Annotated in this window: 24 protein-coding genes and 1 riboswitch; of the genes, 7 read left to right on the plus strand and 17 right to left on the minus strand. The window is 75.1% G+C overall.

The annotated features are described in order from the left end of the window. The 3 genes from ACYVKY_RS08160 to ACYVKY_RS08170 all read right to left on the minus strand — a co-directional run. The coding region (locus tag ACYVKY_RS08160; protein WP_460434471.1) for a hypothetical protein at positions 1-574 on the minus strand (574 nt) is incomplete at its 3' end. Positions 575-737: 163 nt separating this feature from the next. Further along, on the minus strand, positions 738-1,721 hold the full coding sequence (locus ACYVKY_RS08165; protein WP_460434472.1) for a COG1361 family protein: 984 nt from the start codon (positions 1,719-1,721) through the stop codon (positions 738-740). A 40-nt stretch (positions 1,722-1,761) separates the two neighbouring features. Beyond that, positions 1,762-3,177 (minus strand): Gfo/Idh/MocA family protein, encoded by a 1,416-nt coding sequence (locus ACYVKY_RS08170; protein ID WP_460434473.1) that lies wholly within the window; start codon positions 3,175-3,177, stop codon positions 1,762-1,764. 135 nt (positions 3,178-3,312) lie between these two features. Between ACYVKY_RS08170 and ACYVKY_RS08175 the strand changes: the two genes are divergently transcribed. From ACYVKY_RS08175 to ACYVKY_RS08185, 3 genes are read left to right on the plus strand one after another with little or no spacing between them, the layout of a single operon-like run. Continuing rightward, on the plus strand, positions 3,313-3,981 hold the full coding sequence (locus ACYVKY_RS08175) for a maleylpyruvate isomerase family mycothiol-dependent enzyme (protein WP_460434474.1): 669 nt from the start codon (positions 3,313-3,315) through the stop codon (positions 3,979-3,981). A gap of 34 nt (positions 3,982-4,015) precedes the next feature. Beyond that, the gene (locus ACYVKY_RS08180; RefSeq protein ID WP_460434475.1) at positions 4,016-5,098 is read left to right on the plus strand and encodes a winged helix DNA-binding domain-containing protein; all 1,083 of its coding nucleotides are present in this window, start codon (positions 4,016-4,018) and stop codon (positions 5,096-5,098) included. Beyond that, positions 5,095-5,442 (plus strand): VOC family protein, encoded by a 348-nt coding sequence (locus tag ACYVKY_RS08185; protein WP_460434476.1) that lies wholly within the window; start codon positions 5,095-5,097, stop codon positions 5,440-5,442. The genes ACYVKY_RS08180 and ACYVKY_RS08185 overlap by 4 nt, the downstream gene beginning before the upstream one ends. Positions 5,443-5,458: 16 nt before the next feature. On the opposite strand, the gene ACYVKY_RS08190 is transcribed toward ACYVKY_RS08185, so the two are convergent. The 7 genes from ACYVKY_RS08190 to ACYVKY_RS08220 form a co-directional block, all read right to left on the minus strand. Next, on the minus strand, positions 5,459-6,247 hold the full coding sequence (locus tag ACYVKY_RS08190; RefSeq protein WP_460434477.1) for a hypothetical protein: 789 nt from the start codon (positions 6,245-6,247) through the stop codon (positions 5,459-5,461). A gap of 29 nt (positions 6,248-6,276) precedes the next feature. Then, positions 6,277-6,708: a heat shock protein transcriptional repressor HspR gene (locus ACYVKY_RS08195; protein WP_460434592.1), complete on the minus strand. Its 432-nt coding sequence runs from the start codon at positions 6,706-6,708 to the stop codon at positions 6,277-6,279. Then, the gene (locus tag ACYVKY_RS08200) at positions 6,708-7,721 is read right to left on the minus strand and encodes a molecular chaperone DnaJ (protein ID WP_460434478.1); all 1,014 of its coding nucleotides are present in this window, start codon (positions 7,719-7,721) and stop codon (positions 6,708-6,710) included. Before ACYVKY_RS08200 ends, ACYVKY_RS08195 begins: the two co-directional genes overlap by 1 nt. 120 nt (positions 7,722-7,841) lie before the next feature. Continuing rightward, positions 7,842-8,504: a nucleotide exchange factor GrpE gene (gene grpE, locus ACYVKY_RS08205; RefSeq protein ID WP_460434479.1), complete on the minus strand. Its 663-nt coding sequence runs from the start codon at positions 8,502-8,504 to the stop codon at positions 7,842-7,844. Further along, positions 8,501-10,378: an Hsp70 family protein gene (gene dnaK / locus ACYVKY_RS08210; RefSeq protein ID WP_460434480.1), complete on the minus strand. Its 1,878-nt coding sequence runs from the start codon at positions 10,376-10,378 to the stop codon at positions 8,501-8,503. The genes grpE and dnaK overlap by 4 nt, the downstream gene beginning before the upstream one ends. A gap of 270 nt (positions 10,379-10,648) precedes the next feature. Beyond that, positions 10,649-11,635 carry an aldo/keto reductase gene (locus ACYVKY_RS08215; RefSeq protein ID WP_460434481.1) on the minus strand — a complete coding sequence of 329 codons (987 nt, stop codon included), beginning with the start codon at positions 11,633-11,635 and terminating at the stop codon, positions 10,649-10,651. 21 nt (positions 11,636-11,656) lie between these two features. Further along, a complete protein-coding gene (locus ACYVKY_RS08220) occupies positions 11,657-12,280 on the minus strand; it encodes a GNAT family N-acetyltransferase (protein ID WP_460434482.1) in 624 nt (207 codons plus the stop codon). A gap of 215 nt (positions 12,281-12,495) precedes the next feature. Here ACYVKY_RS08220 and ACYVKY_RS08225 point away from each other — a divergent pair, with 215 nt between their 5' ends. Further along, on the plus strand, positions 12,496-13,050 hold the full coding sequence (locus tag ACYVKY_RS08225; RefSeq protein ID WP_460434483.1) for a hypothetical protein: 555 nt from the start codon (positions 12,496-12,498) through the stop codon (positions 13,048-13,050). A 19-nt stretch (positions 13,051-13,069) separates the two neighbouring features. Here the strand turns inward: ACYVKY_RS08225 and ACYVKY_RS08230 are convergent, their stop codons facing one another. Together ACYVKY_RS08230 and ACYVKY_RS08235 are read right to left on the minus strand one after the other, a co-directional pair. Next, a complete protein-coding gene (locus ACYVKY_RS08230) occupies positions 13,070-14,308 on the minus strand; it encodes a sensor histidine kinase (protein WP_460434484.1) in 1,239 nt (412 codons plus the stop codon). Positions 14,309-14,352: 44 nt separating this feature from the next. Further along, positions 14,353-15,036 carry a response regulator transcription factor gene (locus tag ACYVKY_RS08235; protein WP_460434485.1) on the minus strand — a complete coding sequence of 228 codons (684 nt, stop codon included), beginning with the start codon at positions 15,034-15,036 and terminating at the stop codon, positions 14,353-14,355. A 40-nt stretch (positions 15,037-15,076) separates the two neighbouring features. Between ACYVKY_RS08235 and ACYVKY_RS08240 the strand changes: the two genes are divergently transcribed. Further along, positions 15,077-15,655: a hypothetical protein gene (locus ACYVKY_RS08240; protein ID WP_460434486.1), complete on the plus strand. Its 579-nt coding sequence runs from the start codon at positions 15,077-15,079 to the stop codon at positions 15,653-15,655. A 27-nt stretch (positions 15,656-15,682) separates the two neighbouring features. On the opposite strand, the gene ACYVKY_RS08245 is transcribed toward ACYVKY_RS08240, so the two are convergent. From ACYVKY_RS08245 to ACYVKY_RS08255, 3 genes are read right to left on the minus strand one after another with little or no spacing between them, the layout of a single operon-like run. Next, positions 15,683-16,477, minus strand: a complete 795-nt coding sequence (locus ACYVKY_RS08245) for an energy-coupling factor transporter transmembrane component T family protein (RefSeq protein WP_460434487.1) — start codon at positions 16,475-16,477, stop codon at positions 15,683-15,685. Next, a complete protein-coding gene (locus ACYVKY_RS08250) occupies positions 16,468-17,934 on the minus strand; it encodes an ABC transporter ATP-binding protein (protein ID WP_460434488.1) in 1,467 nt (488 codons plus the stop codon). The genes ACYVKY_RS08245 and ACYVKY_RS08250 overlap by 10 nt, the downstream gene beginning before the upstream one ends. Then, the gene (locus tag ACYVKY_RS08255) at positions 17,924-18,547 is read right to left on the minus strand and encodes an ECF transporter S component (RefSeq protein ID WP_460434489.1); all 624 of its coding nucleotides are present in this window, start codon (positions 18,545-18,547) and stop codon (positions 17,924-17,926) included. Before ACYVKY_RS08255 ends, ACYVKY_RS08250 begins: the two co-directional genes overlap by 11 nt. A gap of 48 nt (positions 18,548-18,595) precedes the next feature. Next, positions 18,596-18,702, minus strand: a riboswitch (TPP riboswitch). A 54-nt stretch (positions 18,703-18,756) separates the two neighbouring features. Between ACYVKY_RS08255 and ACYVKY_RS08260 the strand changes: the two genes are divergently transcribed. Next, complete coding sequence (locus ACYVKY_RS08260; protein ID WP_460434490.1) at positions 18,757-19,035, plus strand: DUF4235 domain-containing protein; 279 nt, start codon at positions 18,757-18,759, stop codon at positions 19,033-19,035. Positions 19,036-19,057: 22 nt separating this feature from the next. Then, on the plus strand, positions 19,058-19,213 hold the full coding sequence (locus ACYVKY_RS08265) for a hypothetical protein (protein WP_460434491.1): 156 nt from the start codon (positions 19,058-19,060) through the stop codon (positions 19,211-19,213). 6 nt (positions 19,214-19,219) lie between these two features. Here ACYVKY_RS08265 and ACYVKY_RS08270 read toward each other — a convergent pair whose 3' ends face one another. Beyond that, positions 19,220-19,636, minus strand: a complete 417-nt coding sequence (locus tag ACYVKY_RS08270) for a hypothetical protein (protein ID WP_460434492.1) — start codon at positions 19,634-19,636, stop codon at positions 19,220-19,222. Between the two features lie 33 nt (positions 19,637-19,669). After that, complete coding sequence (locus tag ACYVKY_RS08275) at positions 19,670-19,969, minus strand: hypothetical protein (protein WP_460434493.1); 300 nt, start codon at positions 19,967-19,969, stop codon at positions 19,670-19,672. Positions 19,970-19,971: the final 2 nt, after the last annotated feature.

Genomic DNA, 19,971 nt, shown 5'->3' on the forward strand with positions numbered 1-19,971 from the left:
CGGCGACCCGCGCGGTCGTGCCCGCGGCGGGTCCGAGCGCCCAGAGCGCGACGTGCACGCCGACGGCCAGACCGAGCGCGGCCGCGACGGGCAGCAGCACGCTGCGCTGCTGCACGGAGGTGTCGACGGCGGCGCTGCGGGCGGCCGCGACGACCAGGACGGCAGCGACCAGCGAGGCGGCCAGACCGCTCGGCCACGCCCCGAGCGGGTGCTCGGCGCCGAGCAGCCGGTCGACGTGCCAGCCCACGGCGGGAGCGAGCCCGGTGACCGCCAGCGCGCCGCCGATCCAGGCGTCGCGCAGCAGCCCGGTCGAGCGCCACACGGCGTACAGGCCGAGCGAGGACCACGACAACGCCACGATCCACACCAGCGGCGTGGCGTCGAGGACCGTCGCCGCCGCCCAGGGTGCGCGCACGATCAGCGCCGCGGTGCCGAGCACCGCCGGCAGCCCGACCGCCGCCGCCACCGCGGCCTGCGTGGTCGCCGACGCCTGCACGGGCCAGCGCGTGCGCCTGTCGCGTCCGCGGTACGCCGTCGACCCCGTCGTCGACCCCGCCGCCGAGCCCGTCTCCACCCGTCGTCTCTCCGTTCGCCCTGCTCCGTCCCCCGCTCGCCATCATGGACCGGGGCACCGACAACCGCAGCGATTTGGTTGAAGACGGAAGCGAACTCGCGGTGAAGGCCTCACGATCGACGAGGACGCGGGCGGGCCGGCACCCGCCCGCGTCCCGCCGGGCTCAGCCGAGGCCGAGCGCGAAGACGTGCAGGTTCGCGTTCGCGGGGAGCACCACGAAGTCGACGGTGCGGCTCGGGTCGAGCGCGACCGAGTGCGCGAAGACCCGGTACTGGTACGCGGCGTCGCCGTACCCGCTCGGGCGGTTGCGTCCGGTCGAGGAGGCGACCAGCGTCGCTCCGTGGGCGTCCGCCTCCTGGAAGGACCAGTTCGGGAAGCCGACCTGGCCGCTGGTGGAGGTGCCGTCGGTGTAGTGCACGGTCGCGGTGCCCGCGGCGCCGTAGCCGACGCCGCTGCCGAGCAGCACGAGCCGCTCGCCCGAACCGTCCAGGGCGATCGCCTGACCGGCGGCGCGGGCGTTGTCGGGCGTCCCCGCCGCGACGTCCGGCCAGGTGAGGGTGGCGCCGAGCGCCTCGACCGTCCCGCCGGGCACGACGCCGACGTCCGCGAGCTTCTCGGCCGAGAAGCTGTTGCCGTCGCCGTCGTAGTTCCCCGGCGCGGTGTCGGCCTCGCGCGTGACGCCGACGTTGTCGTAGGCCTCGACGAGCGAGCCCAGCGGCTCGCCGGTCGTGACCGTGCGCGACCCGGACGCCGTCCCGACGCCGTCGCCGCCCTTGTACGTGACGGTCGCGGTGAAGGTCAGCACCCGGAAGCCCGGACGCTGCTCGGGGACGCGCAGCTGGAAGACGGCGACGCCGTCCTGACCGGGCCGGACCGCGCCGAGCGCGACCGACGACGGTCCGACCTGCCACCCGACCGGCCCGGCGAACCGCACCGAGGCGTCGCGCATCCGCGCGTCCGAGCCGTTGCGGACGGTGACGGGCACGTCGACGACGGCCGGCCCCTGCAGCCCGATGTCGGGGACCAGCACGGTGGTGGCCGCCTCGGCGGCCGGGGCGGGGAGGGCCGGGCCGGCCGCCGCGGGCCCGGCGAGCAGCCCGAGCCCGGTGACGGCGGCGGCGAGGACGCCGAGGAGGCGCAGCAGCATGGTGGAGCCCTTCGTGCGTGGGGGGTGGGGTGGGAGGAGCTCAGAGGGGCGGCATCTCGGTCTGCGGGGAGTCGAGGCCGACCCGCAGCCGGTCCCAGTTGCCCCGGGTGAAGTCGGGCACGTCGACGGGCTTGCCGCCCTTGGCCAGCGACATCACGCTCAGCGGGACGGGCGAGCACCAGGCGGCGGAGTCGTAGACGTCGATGTCGGGCACCTGGCCGGTGCGGATCTGCTGCACGATGCGCCACTGCAGGATGTAGTCCATCCCGCCGTGGCCGCCGCCGGAGGCGTCGTCCTCGAGCACCTTCCACAGCCAGTGGTCGTACTCGGGCCGCAGCGTCGAGAAGCCGGCCCACGCGTGCCCGCCGTGCAGCGGCTCGCCGTACACGCGCGCACCGGTGCTGTCGGTGCCGACGTAGTCCTCGATGATGCCGCGGCTGCCGGCGAGGCTGTTGATGCGGCTGTAGGGACGCGGCGAGCTGACGTCGTGCTCGGCCCGCACCACCCGCTGCTGCGCCGTGGTCATCATGCAGGTGACCAGGTCGCCGTTGACGTACTCCTCGCCCCAGGAGCGGTGGTCGCGGGGGACGAAGCGCTCGCGGTAGTCGGCCAGGCCCTTGGGCGCGGTGGCGGTCGCCGACAGGGTGGTGAAGCGGTCGCCGCGGTTGATGTCCATCGCGGCGGCGATCGGCGCGAGGCCGTGCATCGGGTAGAAGCTCGCGGTGCTGCGGGTGTGCCAGAGCCGGCGCCAGTCGTCGGTGTAGTAGCCGTCGGCGAAGAGCAGCTCGCGCAGGTCGTGCAGGTAGCCGCCGTGGCCGTTGGTGACCTCGCCGAAGAAGCCGTCGTGGGCCATCTTCAGCATCGCGAGCTCGTTGCGGCCGTAGCTGCAGTTCTCGGCGAGCATCAGGTGCCTGCGCGTCTGCTCGGAGGTGTCGACGAGGTCCCACAGCTGGTCGAGCTCGGTGGCGATCGGCAGCTCCACCGCCGCGTTGGCGCCGGCCAGGAGCGCGGCCTTGCCGTGCTCGTGGTGGAACTCCCACGGGGTGGCGACGTAGACCAGGTCGAGCTGCTCGCGGTTCAGCATCTGCTGGAACGACCGCTTGGTGCCGCCGTACTCCGCGGGGCGCGCCTTGCCGGCGGCGGCGACGGTGTCGGCCGCGCGGGTCGCGCGGTCGGCGCGGATGTCGCAGACCGCGACCACCTCGGCGCCCGGGACGGCGACCCAGCCGGAGAGCATGCCCATCCCCCGGTTGCCCAGGCCGATCAGGCCGATCCGGACGCGGTCGCGCTGCTCGTACGGGACGTCGAGCATCGTCTTCGCGCGGGGCTTGACCCAGGCGGCCGCAGCGGGCGACTGCGCGGCGCCGACGAGGGCGCCGGCGAGCACGGCGCCGCCGAGCAGGCCGCGGCGGGAGACACCGGCGGACGGGGTGCCGGCGGGGGTGCGATCGGACATCGGGGACCACTCCAGACCAAGGTGGTGGAATCGGGGTGCGACGGGCGCCAGCGTCGTCCGGTTCGCCCTGCGGTGTCAATGTCTGATCGGAACTTGCTCAATTCGCGCACGAACGATCATTGTTCTCGCGCGGCGATGAGTGGGGGCTCGTCGCGCGGTCGAACCCGCGTGACCACCACGAGCACGGTCGGCGCGTTCGCGCCGATCCACGCCGCCCGGGCGCGGCTGGCCGACGACCTGACCGACCTCGACGACGCGGCGTGGCGCACGCCGTCGCTGTGCGCGGGCCTGAGCGTGCGCGACGTCGTCGCGCACCTCACCGCGGGAGCGAGCCTGTCGTTCCCCCGCTGGTTCGCGATGCTCGCCCGCGCGCGGTTCGACGCCGACGCGATGGTGGCGCGGCAGGTGGCCGACCACCTCGGGAACGACCCCGCGGACACCCTCGCCCGGTTCCGCGCCGTCGTGGGCAGCACCACGGTGCCGTCGCGGCGGCACCTGGACGCCTGGCTCGGCGAGGTGCTGGTGCACGGCGAGGACGTCCGCCGTCCGCTCGGCCTGCCGTCGCCGGAGCCGGCGCGCGCCTGGGAGCAGGTCGCGCGGTTCTACGTCGGGCGCGACTTCACCGTCCGGTCGCGCACGCTCGCTCGCGACCTGCGGCTCGAGGCGGACGACGGCGGGTTCGCGCACGGCGACGGTCCGCTCGTGCGCGGGACGACGCGCGCGCTGGTGATGGCCCTCGCAGGGCGGCGCGCGTACGTGGACGAGCTCGACGGCGACGGCGTGGCCGTGCTCGCGTCCCGCTGAGCCGGCTGTCGGGACGAGGGTGCACGATCGGGGCATGCGGACGCTGACGGTCGACCGGGCCCGCCGGATCGCGGTGCGGGCACAGCTGCTGGAGGCCCGGCGGCCCACCGACCTGCTGGCGACGGTCGAGCACCTCACCTTCCTCCAGCTCGACCCCGTGGCCGCGGTGGCGCCCGCGGCCGACCTGGTGAGCTGGTCCCGCCTGGGTGGGGCGTACGCACCCGCCGACCTCGACCGGCTCGCGTGGCAGGAGCACCGGCTGTTCGAGTACGGCGGCGCCGACGTCGTGCACCTGCCGTCGGTGGTGACGCTGCGTCCGGTGTCCGACCTGCGGCTCTACCTGCCGGCGATGCGGGCGCCGTTCACCTACGAGGGCGCGCAGGCCTGGTGGGACGCCAACGCGGGCTTCCGCTCCCGGGTGGTCGACCAGCTGCGGGCCGAGGGACCGCTGCTGTCGAAGGCGATCCCCGACACGGCGGAGGTGCCGTGGCGCTCGACCGGGTGGACGAACAACCGCAACGTGAACCAGCTGCTCGAGCTGATGGCGCGCCGAGGCGTGGTCGCCGTGGCCGGCCGGGTCGGGCGGCAGCGGCTGTGGGACCTCGCGGAGCGCGTGTTCCCCTCCGACGTCGAGGAGCTCGCGCTCGACGACGCGCTGGCCGAGCGCGACCGGCGCCGGCTCCGCGCGCTCGGGATCGCCCGGCCGCGGATGGTCGGCGACGCCGGCGAGGAGGTCGCCGTCGAGGGGGTCGACGGCGTCTGGCGGGTCGACCCGGACGCGACCGACGACGGCTTCGAGGGGCGCGCCGCGCTGCTGTCGCCGTTCGACCGGCTGATCCACGACCGCGAGCGCGCCATGGACCTGTTCGGGTTCGAGTACCTCATCGAGATGTACAAGCCCAAGGAGAAGCGGCGCTGGGGCTACTTCGCCCTGCCGGTGCTGCTGCACGACCGGCTGGTCGGCAAGCTCGACGCCACCGCCGACCGCAAGGCCGGCGTCCTCCGCGTCGACGCGCTGCACGAGGACGTCCGGCTGACGAAGCGGCAGCGGGCGGAGATCGATGCCGAGATCGCCTCCCTCGCAACCTGGCTCGGCCTCGAGGAGGCGCGGCCGTGAGCGTCGTCCGGGTGGTGCCGAACCTGCCGGTCGCCGACGTCGCCGCGGCCGCAGAGTTCTGGACCGGCTACCTGGGCATGGCCGACGACGGCCTCGGGCTCGACTGGGTCGCGCGCTTCACGTCCGGCGAGGCCGCCGTGCAGGTGCTGACGTCCGACGCGACCGCGCCCGAGCCCCCGGTCGTGACGGTGCACGTCGACGACGTCGACGAGGCGCACGCCGAGGCGGTGGCGCAGGGGTACGACGTGGTGCTGCCGCTGCGCACCGAGCCGTGGGGTGTGCGGCGCTTCTTCGTCCGCACGCCGGACGGCCACGTGGTCAACGTGGTGCAGCACCGCGACTGACCAGGCCGGGCGCGGCTCAGCGGCGCGCCAGCGCCAGGTCGAGCTGCCGGTCGAACTCCGCCAGCGCACCCTGCAGCTCCGGACGCCGCAGGACGGCGCTGACGCGGTCGGCCCCCTCACCGAGCGCGTCGCCGGGCGCGACCGCCCGCTGCAGGACCTCGTCGTCCGCTGCCACCGGGTCCGCGGGGTCGTCGGCGCGTGCGAGCAGCGCACGGGCCAGCGCCGCGGCCTCGCCGGCGAGCTCACGACCCTGCGACAGCCCGTCGGCGACGGCGGCACCGATCACCTGCAGGTCGACCGTCGCCAGCGCGGCGTCGAGGGCGAGCCGCACGTGCCTGGCCTCGGCCTCGAGCGCGTGCGCGCGGCCCGGGTCGGGGACGCCCGGACCCGCGTACCCCGGCACGAACAGCCCTCCGCGCTCGAGCACGCGGTGCACGGCGCGGCCGAGCAGCAGCACCCGCACCACGTCGGTCGGCACGCCCGTGACCGCACCGACCAGCTTGACGACCTTGCGGACGGGGAACAGGAGCACCTTGCGGGGGATCCGCGCGATCGCGCGCCGCGCCCCCGCCATCGGGCCGTCGAGGTCGCCGTAGAGCGGACTCACGCAGACCACCGGGTAGTGCCGGCCGTGCGCCCGCAGCGTGCGACCCACCGCGAGTCGCGTCGCCCGTTCCTTCACCACGTCGTCGAGCAGCGGCACGGGCACGAAACGTCCTGCTGCTGCGGCGATGCCGCACGCCGCCCACTCCCGGACGAGCTGCACCGGCATCTCCTGCGTCGGCTGCTCCACCTCGTCGCCCACCCGTCGTCCTCCCTCGTCCGTCGTCGTGGTCAGCGTGGCTCGGGGCGCCAGACGACCAGGGCCGAGCCGACGGTGCGCTCGGGACGCGTGCCCGGGCGCAGCGGGACCACCCCGGTGGGTCCGGCGGCGAACACGCGTCGGGCCGCCCCGCGAGCGTGGTCGAGCTCGTCGAGCAGCTCGGACACCTTGTGCTGCAACGCCTCGACCTGCAGCTCGAGCTCGAGGATGCGCTTGATGCCGGCCAGGTTGACGCCGTCCTCCTGGCTGAGCCGCTGCACCTCGCGCAGCAGCACGATGTCGCGCGCCGAGTAGCGCCGGCCGCGGCCGGCAGTGCGGTCAGGGCTGACCAGGCCGAGCCGGTCGTACTGCCGCAGCGTCTGCGGGTGCATGCCCGCCAGCTGCGCGGCGACCGAGATGACGAAGACCGGCGTGGTGTCGTCGACCGGACCGAACGAGGCCATCACGCACCAGCGGCCTTCTCGCGCAGTCCGGCTCGCGGGTCCTCACCGGCGGTGGCGGTACGGAACGCCTCGACGGCCTCCCGCGCGGCGCCGTCGAGCTTCTGCGGCACGACCACCTCGACGGTGACCAGCAGGTCGCCGGCGCCCTTGCTGCCGGTGATCCCGCGACCGCGGGCGCGCAGCGTCCGGCCGGACGGCGTGCCCGCCGGCACCTTGAGCGTGACGGTGCCGCCGTCGAGGGTCGGGACGTCGATCGTCCCGCCGAGCGCGGCCTCGTCGAAGCTGACGGGGACGGTGACGCGCAGGTTCGTGCCGTCGGCGGTGAAGACCGGGTGCGGCTGCACCTTCACGGTGATGACCAGGTCGCCGGCGGGTGCGCCCGCGTCGCCCTGCTGCCCCTTGCCGCGCAACCGGATCCGTTGGCCGTCGCGCACGCCCGCCGGGATCCGGGCGCGGACGGTGCGTCCGTCGGCCGACTGCAGCGTGACCGTGGTGCCGTTCGCGGCGTCGAGGAACGGCAGCGTCGTCGTCGCCTGCACGTCCGCTCCGGGGCGCGGACCGCGGGTCGCCGTGCGCTCGTACCCGGCGCCGCCCTGCTGGGCGAACATGCCGAGCAGGTCCTCGAAACCCGGTGGGACGCCGCCCGCCTGGGCGCCACCGCCGCCGGGCGTGCGGAACCGGACGTTCTGCGCGCCCTGGCCGAACAGCCCGCCGAGCAGGTCCTCGAACCCGCCGGCACCGCCCGGCCCGCCGGGACCGGCGGTGAAGCGGGCGCCGCCCGCCATCGCGCGGACGGCGTCGTACTGCTGGCGCTTCTCGGCGTCCGACAGCACCGCGTACGCCTCGCCGACCTCCTTGAACCGCGCCTCGGCGGCAGGGTCGTTCGCGTTGGCGTCGGGGTGCAGCGTGCGCGCCTTCTTGCGGTACGCCTTCTTGATCTCGGCCGCCGACGCCTGCTTGTCGACGCCGAGCACGGCGTAGAAGTCCTTGTCGAACCAGTCCTGGCCGGTCACCGGCGCCTCCTCCCGTCCCTGTTCCTGCTGTCCCGCTGTCCTGCTGTCCTGCACCGCGAATCGTCCGGTAGCCGCCCTCGGCACGCGGGGTGCCGGGGCGGATACCGGACGATCCGCCCCCTACTCGGGGTCGGCCACCGCCACGCGGGCGGCGCGCAGCACCTTGTCGTTCACGGTGTACCCGGGCTGCAGCACCTGGGTCACCGTCGTGACCTCCACGTCGGGCGCGTGCCCGTGCATGAGGGCCTCGTGCACGGCGGGGTCGAACGGCTCGCCCGCGGCGCCGTAGCGCACCAGGCCGAACCGCGTCAGCACGCCCTCGAGCTTGTCGGCGATGGACGCGAACGGCCCGCCCTCGAGATCGCCGTGCTGGCGCGCCAGCTCGACGTCGTCGAGCACCGGCAGCAGCGCCTCGAGCACACCGGCCACCGCGGAGTCGCGGGCGACCGACCGGTCGCGCTCGACCCGCTTGCGGTAGTTGACGTACTCGGCCTGCAGCCGCTGCAGGTCGGCGAGACGTTCGGCCGCGAGCTGCGCGGCGGCGCCGCCCAGGGCCTCGTCGTCGGCCGCCACCGCCTCGGTCGCCGCCGCGTGGTCGTCGGCCGCCGGGACGTCGTCGACGCCGTCGTCGCGCACCGTGACCTCGCCGGGCGGCCGGCCCGACGCGCCGGACGCGTCGGGTCGGACCTCACCGGTCTCGGGGTCGATGCGCCGCCGGTCGCGGACGACGGGGGGCTCGTGCCCCTCGCCGGCCGCGGGACGGTCGTGGTCGCCTGCCGTCACTTGGACTCCTCGTCGTCCACGATCTCGGCGTCGACCACGTCGTCGTCGGACGAGGCGTCGTCCTTGGTGAACGACGGGCCCGCGCTCTCGCCGGACTCGCCCGCCGCCTGCTCGGCGGCCTGCGCCTCGTACAGCGCCGACCCGAGCTTCTGGCTGGCCTGCGAGAGCTTCTCGTGACCGCTCTTCACGGCCTCGATGTCCTCGCCCGCCAGCGCGGTCTTCAGCTCGTCGACGGCGGCCTTGACCTCGCCCTTGCCGTCCTCGGGCAGCTTGTCGTCGTTGTCGGCCAGGAACTTCTCGGTGGAGTAGACGAGCTGCTCGGCGGTGTTGCGGGTCTCCGCCTCCTCGCGCCGCTTCTTGTCCTCCTCGGCGTGCTCCTCGGCCTCGCGCACCATCCGGTCGATCTCCTCCTTGGGCAGCCCGCTGCCGCCCGTGATCTTCATCGACTGCTCCTTGCCGGTGCCGCGGTCCTTCGCGCTCACGTGCACGATGCCGTTGGCGTCGATGTCGAAGGTGACCTCGATCTGCGGCACCCCGCGCGGGGCCGGCGCGATGCCGGTGAGCTCGAAGTTGCCGAGCGGCTTGTTGTGCGCCGCCAGCTCCCGCTCGCCCTGGTAGACCTGGATGTTCACCGACGGCTGGTTGTCGTCCGCCGTGGTGAAGACCTCGGACCGCTTGGTCGGGATCGCGGTGTTGCGCTCGATCAGCTTGGTCATGATCCCGCCCTTGGTCTCGATGCCGAGGGACAGCGGGGTCACGTCGATGAGCAGGACGTCCTTGCGCTCGCCCTTGAGGACGCCGGCCTGCAGGGCGGCGCCGACGGCGACGACCTCGTCCGGGTTCACGCCCTTGTTGGGCTCCTTGCCGCCGGTGAGCTCGCGCACCACGTCGGTGACGGCGGGCATGCGGGTGGAGCCACCGACCAGCACGATGTGGTCGATGTCGGCGACCTTGACGTCGGCGTCGCGCATCACCTGCTGGAACGGCGCCTTGGTGCGCTCGAGCAGGTCCTTGGTCATCTCCTGGAACTGCGCCCGGGTGAGCTTCTCGTCCAGGTGGACCGGACCGTTCTCGGTCATCGACAGGTACTGCAGCGAGATGCTCGTGCTGGTGGCGGAGCTGAGCTCCTTCTTGGCCTGCTCGGCCGCCTCGCGCAGGCGCTGCATCGCGATCTTGTCCTTGGACAGGTCGATGCCGCTGCTGCTCTTGACCGTGTTGACCAGGTGGTCCATCACGCGCTGGTCCCAGTCGTCGCCGCCCAGCCGGTTGTCACCGGCGGTGGCGCGCACCTGGATGGTGGAGAAGCCGTCCTCGGCGTCCTTGCCCACCTCGAGCAGCGAGACGTCGAAGGTGCCGCCGCCGAGGTCGAAGACGAGGATGAGCTCGTCCTCCTTGCCCTTGTCGAGGCCGTAGGCCAGGGCGGCCGCGGTGGGCTCGTTGATGATGCGCAGGACGTTGAGGCCGGCGATCTTGCCCGCCTCGGTGGTGGCCTGGCGCTCGGCGTCGTTGAAGTACGCCGGGACGGTGACGACCGCGTCGGTGACGGGCTCGCCCAGGTACTCCTCGGCGTCCTTCTTCAGCTTCTGCAGGATGCGCGCGCTGATCTCCTGCGCCGTGTACTTCTTGTCGTCGATCTCCTGCGACCAGGTGGTGCCCATGTGGCGCTTGACCGAGCGGATCGTCCGGTCGACGTTCGTGACCGCCTGCCGCTTGGCGATCTCGCCGACGAGCGCCTCGCCGGACTTGGCGAAGGCCACCACCGACGGGGTCGTGCGACCACCCTCGGCGTTGGCGATGACGGTGGGCTCGCCACCCTCGAGGACGGCGACCACCGAGTTCGTGGTGCCCAGGTCGATACCGACCGCACGTGCCATGTCTGCGTTCCTCCGTGTCCCTGCCGGACCCCTCGCGGGCCCGGGTTGAGTCGTCTGGGCTCAAGGCTAGGAGGCGGACCGATGGTTGTCACATCGGGGCTGACCAAACCTGAGTCTGTCCGGCTCAACTCCTGGTCGGCGGAGGTTGTTCCCGCCGAGGTCCTGACGCCCGCAGAGTGTGATCCTGGCGCGCGACACGCGCGGCGTGTCACGCGTCAGGGTCACACTCGGCGGGGACGTCTGCCATGCCGTTGGCCGCTGCGGGTCCGGTCAGCGGTCGACGAGGCCCATCAGGGCGGCGCCGTAGCGCTCGCCGGCCACGCCGACCGCGTCGGCGAGGGCGTCCAGGGCCGACCGCTCGTCGGCGGACAGCGCGACCTCGGTGGCGCCGCAGTTCTCCTCCACCCGGGACAGCCGCCTCGTGCCGGGGATGGGTACGACCCACGGGTGCTGGGCGAGCAGCCACGCCAGCGCCACCTGCCCGGGCGAGCATCCCTTCGCCGCGGCGAGCGCCTGGACGTGCGCGACCAACGCCGCGTTCGCGTCGCGGTTCTCGGCCGAGAAGCGCGGGATGGTCGTGCGGATGTCGTCGGCGGCGAACGAGGTCGAGGAGTCGACCGTCCCGGTGAGGAAGCCCTTGCCGAGCGGGCTGAACGGCACGAACCCGATGCCGAGCTCGGCCAGGGCGGGCAGCACCTCGGCCTCGGGGTCGCGCGTCCACAGCGAGTACTCGCTCTGCACCGCGGTCACCGGGTGCACCGCGTGGGCGCGCCGGATCGTCTCCGCACCCGCCTCGGACAGCCCCAGGTGGCGCACCTTGCCCTCGGTGACCAGCTCGCCGACCACGCCCGCGACGTCCTCGATCGGCACGTCGGGGTCGACGCGGTGCTGGTAGAGCAGGTCGATCGTGTCGGTGCGCAGTCGCCGCAGCGACGCGTCGACCACCCGGCGCACCTGCTCCGGCCGGCTGTCCAGGCCCACCGAGGCGCCGTCCTCGATCCGCCAGCCGAACTTCGTGGCGAGCACCACCTGGTCGCGCACCGGCTCGAGCGCCTCGCCGACCAGCTCCTCGTTGGCGTACGGCCCGTAGACCTCCGCGGTGTCGAAGAACGTGACGCCCCGCTCGACCGCGCCGCGCAGCACGGCGACCATCTCGTCGCGGCTGCCCGGGTTGGGGCCGTAGCTCTGCGACATGCCCATGCAGCCCAGGCCGACCGCCGAGACCTGCAGGCCCTGCCCGAGCGTCCGCGTGTGCACAGCCGGACGCTAGACCTGCTGTCAGCCGAGCACCAGGTCGTCGCCGTCCTCGAGCACGGACGGGAGCGTGAGCCGCGCCGCGACGACGCTGCGCGGCGAGCGGGCGAGCGCCCGCACCGGGCCGAGCTTCTCCATCACCCGGTGCAGCGGGACGTTCGCCGTGGCCGAGGTCGTGTACGCCTGGGCGTACCCGAGCGCGCGCAGGGTCGAGCCGAGCCGCAGCGCCAGGTTCGTGCCGATGCCGCAGCCCTGCCAGACGTCCTCGACGAGCAGCGTGAGCTCGCTGCGGAAGTCGTCCTCGCCGGGGTGGGCGGCCGACCCGAGCGCGACCACGCCGGCCCCGCCCTCGACGACGAGCGCGAGCGGCGAGCGCAGCAGGCCGACGAGGTGGTCGAGGGACGGCCCCCGGCCACCGGCGCTGTAGCGCTGCAGCAGGGTGCCCGGCGAGCAGCGGCCGTGCATCGCCGCGACGGCGGGCAGGTCGGACGGTCGGGCGCCCCGCACCACGACGGTCGCGTCCGGCAGCGTCCAGGCGGTGGGGCGGCGTCCGTGCCGCACGAGGTCGGCGGCCACCTGCAGCGAGGCGGGGAAGCGGTTCGGGGCCGGCGCGCGACGGGTGGTGGTGTCGGTGGTGAGGACGCTCACGGGGTTCTCCTGCCTGCGGTGCGGTGCGGGTGCTCGCCGCATCGTGCGCGACCCGTGTGGCGGCGGTGTCACGCTGCGTTGCGATCACGTTTCGCGCCACCGCCGGCCGCCTTGACGGGGACTTGACGGTGACGCGGTGTGGCCATGAGGGGCGCCGCCGCACCGTGGGGGTCGTAGCGGGGCCGACCGGGCCCCCGACCCGTGAGGTGAGACCCATGACGCTCCGACCGATCCACACCCTGGCCCTGGCCGTCGCCCTCGGCCTCGGCGCCGCGACCGCGACCTACGCGGCCAGCACCACGCTGGCGCCGTCCGCCCCGACGGCGGCGGTCGTCGGCTCCACCGACGACGACGGCACCGCCGACCAGGGCAGCGGCGACGCCCCCGGCACCCCGGGGTCGACGCCCACGATCCTCAGCTCCTCCACCCCAACCGCCCCCGGTTCCGCCGGCTCCACCGACGACGACGGCACCGCCGACCAGGGCCGCGGCGACGCGCCCGGCACCCCCGGCGGCGTCCCGACCTCGAGCCCGACGTCGGGCTCCAGCCCGAGCACCAGCGGGTCGGACGACTCCGGCCACGACGGCGGCGGCGACGACGGCACCGCCGACCAGGGCCGCGACGACTCCAGCGGCCGGGGTGGCGACGACGACGACCGCGACGACGACCGCAGCGGTCGCCACGGGGGCGACGGCGAGGACGGCTCGCACCACGGCGGCGAGGACGGCTCCGGCCGCCACGGCGGCGACGACGACGGCGACGACGACTGAGCCCGTGCCCGTACGCGTCTCAGCCGGCGGGACCGAGCAGCAGCACGACGCTCGCCCCGCCGGCTGCGGCGCGCCCGAGCTCGATGCCGCCCCCGGACGAGGTGGCCACCCGGCGGGCGATGTCGGTGCCGAGCCCGCTCGACCCCGCGCCGCTGCGTCCGCGTTCGGTCAGGTCGGCCGCACCCAGACCGGGCCCGGCGTCCGAGACCTCCAGGCGCGCACCGCCGTCGGCCGAGGGTGCGAGGTCGACGGCGAACGCCGTCCCCTCGGGCGTGTGCGCGAAGACGTTGTCCAGCAACGCGTCGACGGCGTCGGCCAGGTCGTCGGCGTCGACGGCCACCCACAGCGGCCCGGACGCCAGGTGCCCGCCGACAGCGCGTCCCTGGTCCTCGGCGAGCGGCGTCCAGAACGCGACCCGCGACCGCACGACCTCGGCGGCGTCGCACCGGCTGCCGACGTCCGAGCGGACGGGACGCCGTGCGTCCGCGACGATCTGGTCGACCGTGCGCACCAGGGCGTCGACGTGGTGGCGCAGCCGGTCGGCGGTCTCGGCGTCGTCGACCTGGTCGACGTCGAGGCGCAGAGCGGTGACGGGTGTGCGCAGCCGGTGGGCGAGGTCGGCGGCCTGCTCCCGCTCGAGCGCGAGCAGCTCGACGACGCGCTCGGCGAGCCGGTTGAGGCTGCGCCCGAGCTCCACGACCTCGGGCGGGCCGTCCGGGTCGACGCGGGCGGTGAGGTCGCCGTCGCGAAGCCGCACGGCGGTCGCCGACACCTCGGTGACCGGCGTGCTCACCCAGCGCCCGAGCCGGTCGGCCACGACGACCGCCAGCACGAGCATGCCGGCGGCGAGCGCGCCGAGGGTCAGCCAGGCGGGCACCACCCCGGCGCGCAGCGCCTCGGGCGGGACGGACGAGGCGACGACCGCCGTCCCGGTCGTCAGAACGACCGGCAGCAGCACCACGGCGCCGCCGCCGGAGTCGTCGGTGACCGGCTGCCCGCCGAGCGCCTGGGCGAGGAACGGGTCGCCGTCGGCGGGGACGGCGTCGCCGACGCGGGTGCCGTCCGGCAGCAGGACGCCGACCGAGCGGTCGGAGCGGTCGTCGACGAGCTGGACGAACTGCTCCAGCCCCTCCGGGCCGGTGCCCTGCACCAGGATCGTCGCGACCTGCTGCACCTCCTGGCCCGCCCCGGCCAGCGCCCTGTCCTCCGCCAGCGTGCGCACCAGCAGACCGAGAGGCAGGACGAATGCCAGCACCACCGCTGACGTCGTGGCCGCGACGAGCCACGCGATGCGGCGCCGCATCAGGAGCCCGGGTCGACCAGGCGCACACCCACGCCGCGCACGCTGTGCAGGTACCGCGGCTCGGCCGCCGTCTCCCCGAGCTTGCGGCGCAGCCACGACAGGTGCACGTCGACCGTCCGCTCGGCGCCGCCGTACGGCTGGCGCCACACCTCGGCGAGCAGCTCGCGCTTGGTGACCACCCGACCGACGTTGGAGGCCAGCACGTGCAGCAGGTCGAACTCCTTGCGGCTCAGCTCGATCCGCTCGCCGCCGAGGGTCACCTCGCGCGACTGCGCGTCGACCACGAGGTCGCCGACGGTCACGGCCGGCTCGGGCGCGTCGGCGCCGGAGCGGCGCAGCACGGCGCGCAGGCGGGCCTCGACCTGCGCGACGTCGAACGGCTTGATGACGTAGTCGTCCGCGCCCGCGTCGAGGGCCTTGACGACGGCGCCGCCGTCGTCGCGCGCGGTCACCACGATGACGGGGACGGCGCTGACGGCGCGCAGCATCGACAGCACCTGCAGGCCGTCGGTGTCGGGCAGGCCGAGGTCGAGCAGCACGACGTCGGGCCGGTCGTCGATCGCGGCCTGCAGCCCGGCCATGCCGGTGGGCCGGGTGTCGACGACGTGGCCGCGGGCGGTGAGCGCGCGCGTGACGGCCGACCGGATCGCGGCGTCGTCCTCGACCAGCAGGATGCTCGCCATGCCCAGACCGTAACCGCCGCAGCGGTGGCAGGGTGGACCCGTGGCTGACGACACGGCACGACGCCCCGGGGCGCGACGCACCGTCCCCGTCGCCGTGGCCACCTGGCTGGCCGTCGTGGTGGTGGCCGCCGCGGTGGCGTGGTTCGCGATCGCCCGGGCCGGCAGCGAGGTGCTCGACCCCGCGGCGCAGCGGATCCCGGCGCCCGGCACGTCGACGACCTCGACCACGACGACCACGACGACCGCCCCCACCGATCCCGGCACCACGACGACCCCGCCGGCGACGACGCCGCCCTCGTCCACGGGCACGCCCGTCCCGCCGGCCGCGACGCCGGTCGAGAAGGTCGTCACGGTCACCGGCGGGCAGGCCGGGTTCCGCTGCACCGGCACCGTCCTGGAGCTGAAGTTCGCCCAACCCGACTACGGCTGGTCGGTCGAGACCTCGGCCTCGGACGGCGGCGCCCGGCTGCGCGTCGAGCTGGAGCGCGACGGCGAGCGCACCCGGGTCGAGGCCACCTGCGCCGGGGGCGGACCGAGCGTCACGGTCGAGGAGCACTCCAGCGGCGGCGGAGGCGGAGGCGGAGGCGGTGGGAGCGGCGGCGGGGGCGACGACGACTGAGCCGCACGCCGGGAGGCACGACGACGGTCAGGACAGCACGAACGACCAGGTGCCGGCGAGCACCGCGGCGGTGACGGCGGCGGCGGCGACGGCGGTCGAGACGAGCACCACCACCAGGTCGCGGGCACCCAGGACGCTCTCCCGGGCCCAGGTGCGCTCCCCGGGTGCGCCGAAGCCGCGTCCCTCCATCGCCGCGGCCAGCCGCGTGCCGCGCCGGATCGCGAGCACGAGCAGCGCGAACGCCTGACCGGCCAGGACGCGCGCGGACCCGAGCGGACCGTCACCGTCGCCGAGCCCGCGCGCCCGCCGAGCCAGTCCGAGCGTGCGCCACTCCTGCGCCATCAGGCCGGTCAGCCGCATGCCCGCGAGCGCGCCGAGGACGAACCGGTGCGGCAGCCGCAGCCGCTGCGCGAGCGCGTCGGCGAGGTCGGTGGGGTCGGTGCTCAGCAGCAGGGCGATGCCGGGCAGCGCGATGGCGAGCACCCGCAGCACGATCGCGGCCCCGTTGCGGGCCGAGCCCTCGGTCACGTCGAGCACCCGCAGGTCGAGCAGCACGCGGCCGTCGTCGACACCGATCAGGCAGGTGACCAGGCCGGCGAGCACCGCCGACAGCGCGACCGGCGCCAGCACCCGGGCCAGCGCCCGTGGGGCGACCCCGGCGAGCGGGAGCAGCAGCAGCTCCAGCGCCAGCGCGGTGCCGGCCGACACCACGTCGACCGACAGCAGCAGCACGACCGTGATGACCAGCGACGCCCACAGCTTGGCCAGCGGGTTGGCGCGGGTCAGCGGCGTGGCCCGCACCCCGCCCGCCGTCACGAGCACGACGGCACCGCGAGGTCGAGCCGGGTGTCGGCGAGGGCGTCGACGACGTCGCCGTCGTGGGTCACGAGCACCGCCGCGGCGCCGTCGTCGAGCAGCCCGGCGAGCAACCCGACCACCTCCGACCAGGTGCGGGCGTCCTGGCCGAAGGTCGGCTCGTCGAGGACGAGCACGCGCGGACGGGTGGCGAGCGCGGTGGCGACCGACAGCCGCCGCTTCTCGCCGCCGGACAGCGTCCACGGGTTGGCGGGCGCGAGCCGGGTCAGCCGCAGCCGCTCCAGCAGGTCGTCGGTGCGGGCCGCGACCTCGGCCGCCGGCACCCCCAGCCGGCGCGGCCCGTGCTCGAGCTCGGCCCGCACCGTCGGTGCGACGAACTGGTGCTCGGGGTCCTGGAAGACGGTGCCGACGCGGGTGAACAGCTCGCGCGCCCGCCAGTCGTGCGGCGCGGGCCGCAGACGACCGCGCAGCACCGGCGCGGCCTCGACCGTCCCGGCGAGCGGTGGCAGCAGGCCGCCGAGGGTCAGCGCGAGCGTGGTCTTGCCGACGCCGTTCGGCCCGGTGACCGCGACGCACGCGCCGGCCGCGACCGCGACGTCCAGACCCAAGGCGACCGCACCGGTCCCGCGCCGACCGACCCCGAGGCCGGCGCCCGTGAGCAGCCGCTCGCCGTCCGCGCGCCGGGGGTCGGGGCGTCGAGCCGGTCCGGCCGGCCGGCGGCCCGGCACCCACACCCCCGCCGCCTCCAGCTCGGCACCGCGCGCGGCGAGCACGTCGTCGGGCGCGCCGTCGGCGAGCACGCCGCCGCCCGGCGCCAGCACCACCACCCGGTCGACCAGGTCGACCCAGACGTCGACCCGGTGCTCCACCACGACCAGCGTCGCCCCGGTGCGGTCGAGCACGGACGCCACGGCGTCGCGCACCTCGCGCACGCCGTCCGGGTCGAGGTTGGCGGTGGGCTCGTCGAGCAGAAGCAGGCCGGGACGCATCGCGAGCACCCCGGCCAGCGCGAGCCGCTGGCGCTGGCCGCCGGACAGGTGCTCGGTGGACCGGTCGAGCGCGACGTCGAGGCCGACGGCGTCGAGCGCCTCGCGCACCCGCGGCCAGATCTGCTCGGCCGGGACGCCGAGGTTCTCGCAGCCGAACGCGACGTCGTCGCCGCAGCGGGCGAGCACGGTCTGGGCCTGCGGGTCCTGCAGCACCAGGCCGGCCCGGCCGCGCACCGAGCCGGCGGGGGCGTCGCCGACGTGCAGCGTCCCCTCCTGCGCGCCCTCGTCGCCCCCGAGCAGCCCGGCGAGACCGGACAGCAGCGTCGACTTGCCCGAGCCGGACGCCCCGAGCAGCAGCACCCGCTCGCCGGCCGCGACGTCGAGATCGAGGTCGCGGACGGCGAACGCCTTGCGGCCGGAGTGCTTCCAGCCCCAGCCGCGGGCCGTGACGGGTGCGGGGGTCTCAGACCTCACGCGCGGTGCGGCCGGCGGCGAACTGGCTCAGCACGCCCGTGGCGGCGAGCGCCCGCACCGCGAGCCACGACAGCAGCCCCGCGATCACCACGCCCGACACCACGGCGCAGCCGAGGTAGACCGCCTTGTAGCCGAGCTCCCAGGTGGTGTTGCTGCTGAAGGTGTTGTCGAGCAGCCCCACCGCCACGCCGGCGGCGCCGCCCGCGAGCAGCGCGACGGGCAGGGTGAACCGCCGGTAGCCGAACGCGGCGAGGACGAGCTCTGCTGCCAGGCCCTGCAGGAGCGCCCAGATCAGCACCGAGAAGCCCCACTGCGTCCCGATCAGCATCGAGACGACGCCGGCGACGACCTCGGTGAAGACCGCGGCGCCCGGCTTGCGGATGACGAGCCCGCCGAGGACGGCCGCGAACAGCCAGCCGCCGGCGAGCAGGCCGGCCATCGGCGCGACCACGACGAGCAGGTTCGACAGCGGCTCCCAGGCGAGTCCCCAGGCCCAGAAGACGACGCCGGCCGCGACGCCGAGGACGCTCGCGACGACGATGTCGACGACGCGCCAGCCGCGGGTGGCAGGGGCGGCGGTGGTCGACGTGGACGGTGCGGTGGTGCTGGTCATGCTGGTCCTCCCGGCGATCAGGAGGGGGAGCCCGGGCCCGTGCCCGGGCTCGAGAACTGCCCGACTTCCTCCACCGGTGCTAACCGGATCAGGTTCGAGGGTCTGCGGTCGCCCGCACTCTCAGCGCCCCTTCCGGCGCTCCCCTGTCGTTACGGGCACGACCGTACACCCGGGTTGCCGCCGGCACCCGGGTGGGAGACCGTTGCGCCATGGGACCGTTCGTGTGGAAGGTGCTCGGCACGGGCGCCGCCGTCGGCGCCGGGGTGCTGACGAAGAACGTGCTGGCGAAGGCCTGGGAGAAGGGCACCGGCAAGACGCCGCCCGCCAACCCGGAGTCCCCCACCACGACCTGGGGCGAGGCGATCGCGTGGGCGGTCGTGTCGGGAGCGCTCATCGGCGTCGCCCGGATGGCCGCGACCCGGCAGGCCGCCCGCTACTACAAGAAGTCGGCCGGCCACCTGCCGAAGGGGCTCGAGGAGGTCCAGTGAGCGCGTGGGTCACACTGGCCCCGTGCTGCTGCGCTCGCTGAGGTCCGCCGGACGGACGACCGTCCTGGCGCGGGTGCTGGCCGTCCTCGTCGTGCTCGGGCTGCTCGCCACGGTGTCGCCCTGGCTCGTCGGCGGCGCGTGGCGGTTCGTCAGCGAGCTGGCGCAGACCTCGTTCTGACCGCGCTCAGCAGCCCCCCTGCTCGTACTCGCACAGCTGGGCGAACACGTCCCGTGCGCCCTCGGTGGCGTCCTGCGCCGGCGTGCGCCCGGCCGGGTAGGCCGGCGTCCCCGACGCCTGGACCAGCGCGACGGCGTTGCCGCGCCGCAGGACGGCCGTGGCGTTCACGCCGTCCTCGGCGGTGGTGTCGACCAGGAACCCCTGGGCCCCCACGTCGAGGTCGGTGACCGTCGTGGTGCTCGCGACGAAGCCGGGCTGCGGCTCGTACGGGCCGGGGCACAGCTCGCGGACGGTGCCGCCGAGCTGGTCGGCCGCCGCGACGGCCTCCTCGACGGACGAGAAGATCGCGACCTGCCGGGCCACGAGCGCCTCACCACCCTCGAGCTCGCGCTCGGAGGAGCCCATCGTCAGGGCGGGCGGCACGATCTCGGCGAAGTCGGGCGGGCAGCTCAGCCGCTACGCGCGCACGCTCTGGTCCACGTCGCGGTAGCCGCTGAACGGTTCGGACGCCAGCGTCGTCACCGGCTCCGGCGCGGACGACGGCGGTGCGGTCGCCGACGCCGAGCCGCTGGTCGCGGACCCGGTCGGTGCCCCGGTCGACCCGGTCGGGGTGCCCGGGGAGCCCTCCTCGTCCGAGCCGCAGCCGGCGAGCAGCACCGCGGCCACCGCCAGCGCGGCAGCGATCGGGCGGACGGGTCCGAGGACCCCGGGACGGGTGCGCGACACCACGGGCAGCCTCTCGTCGGGTCCGTCCACCG

This window comes from Angustibacter speluncae (genome assembly GCF_054777815.1).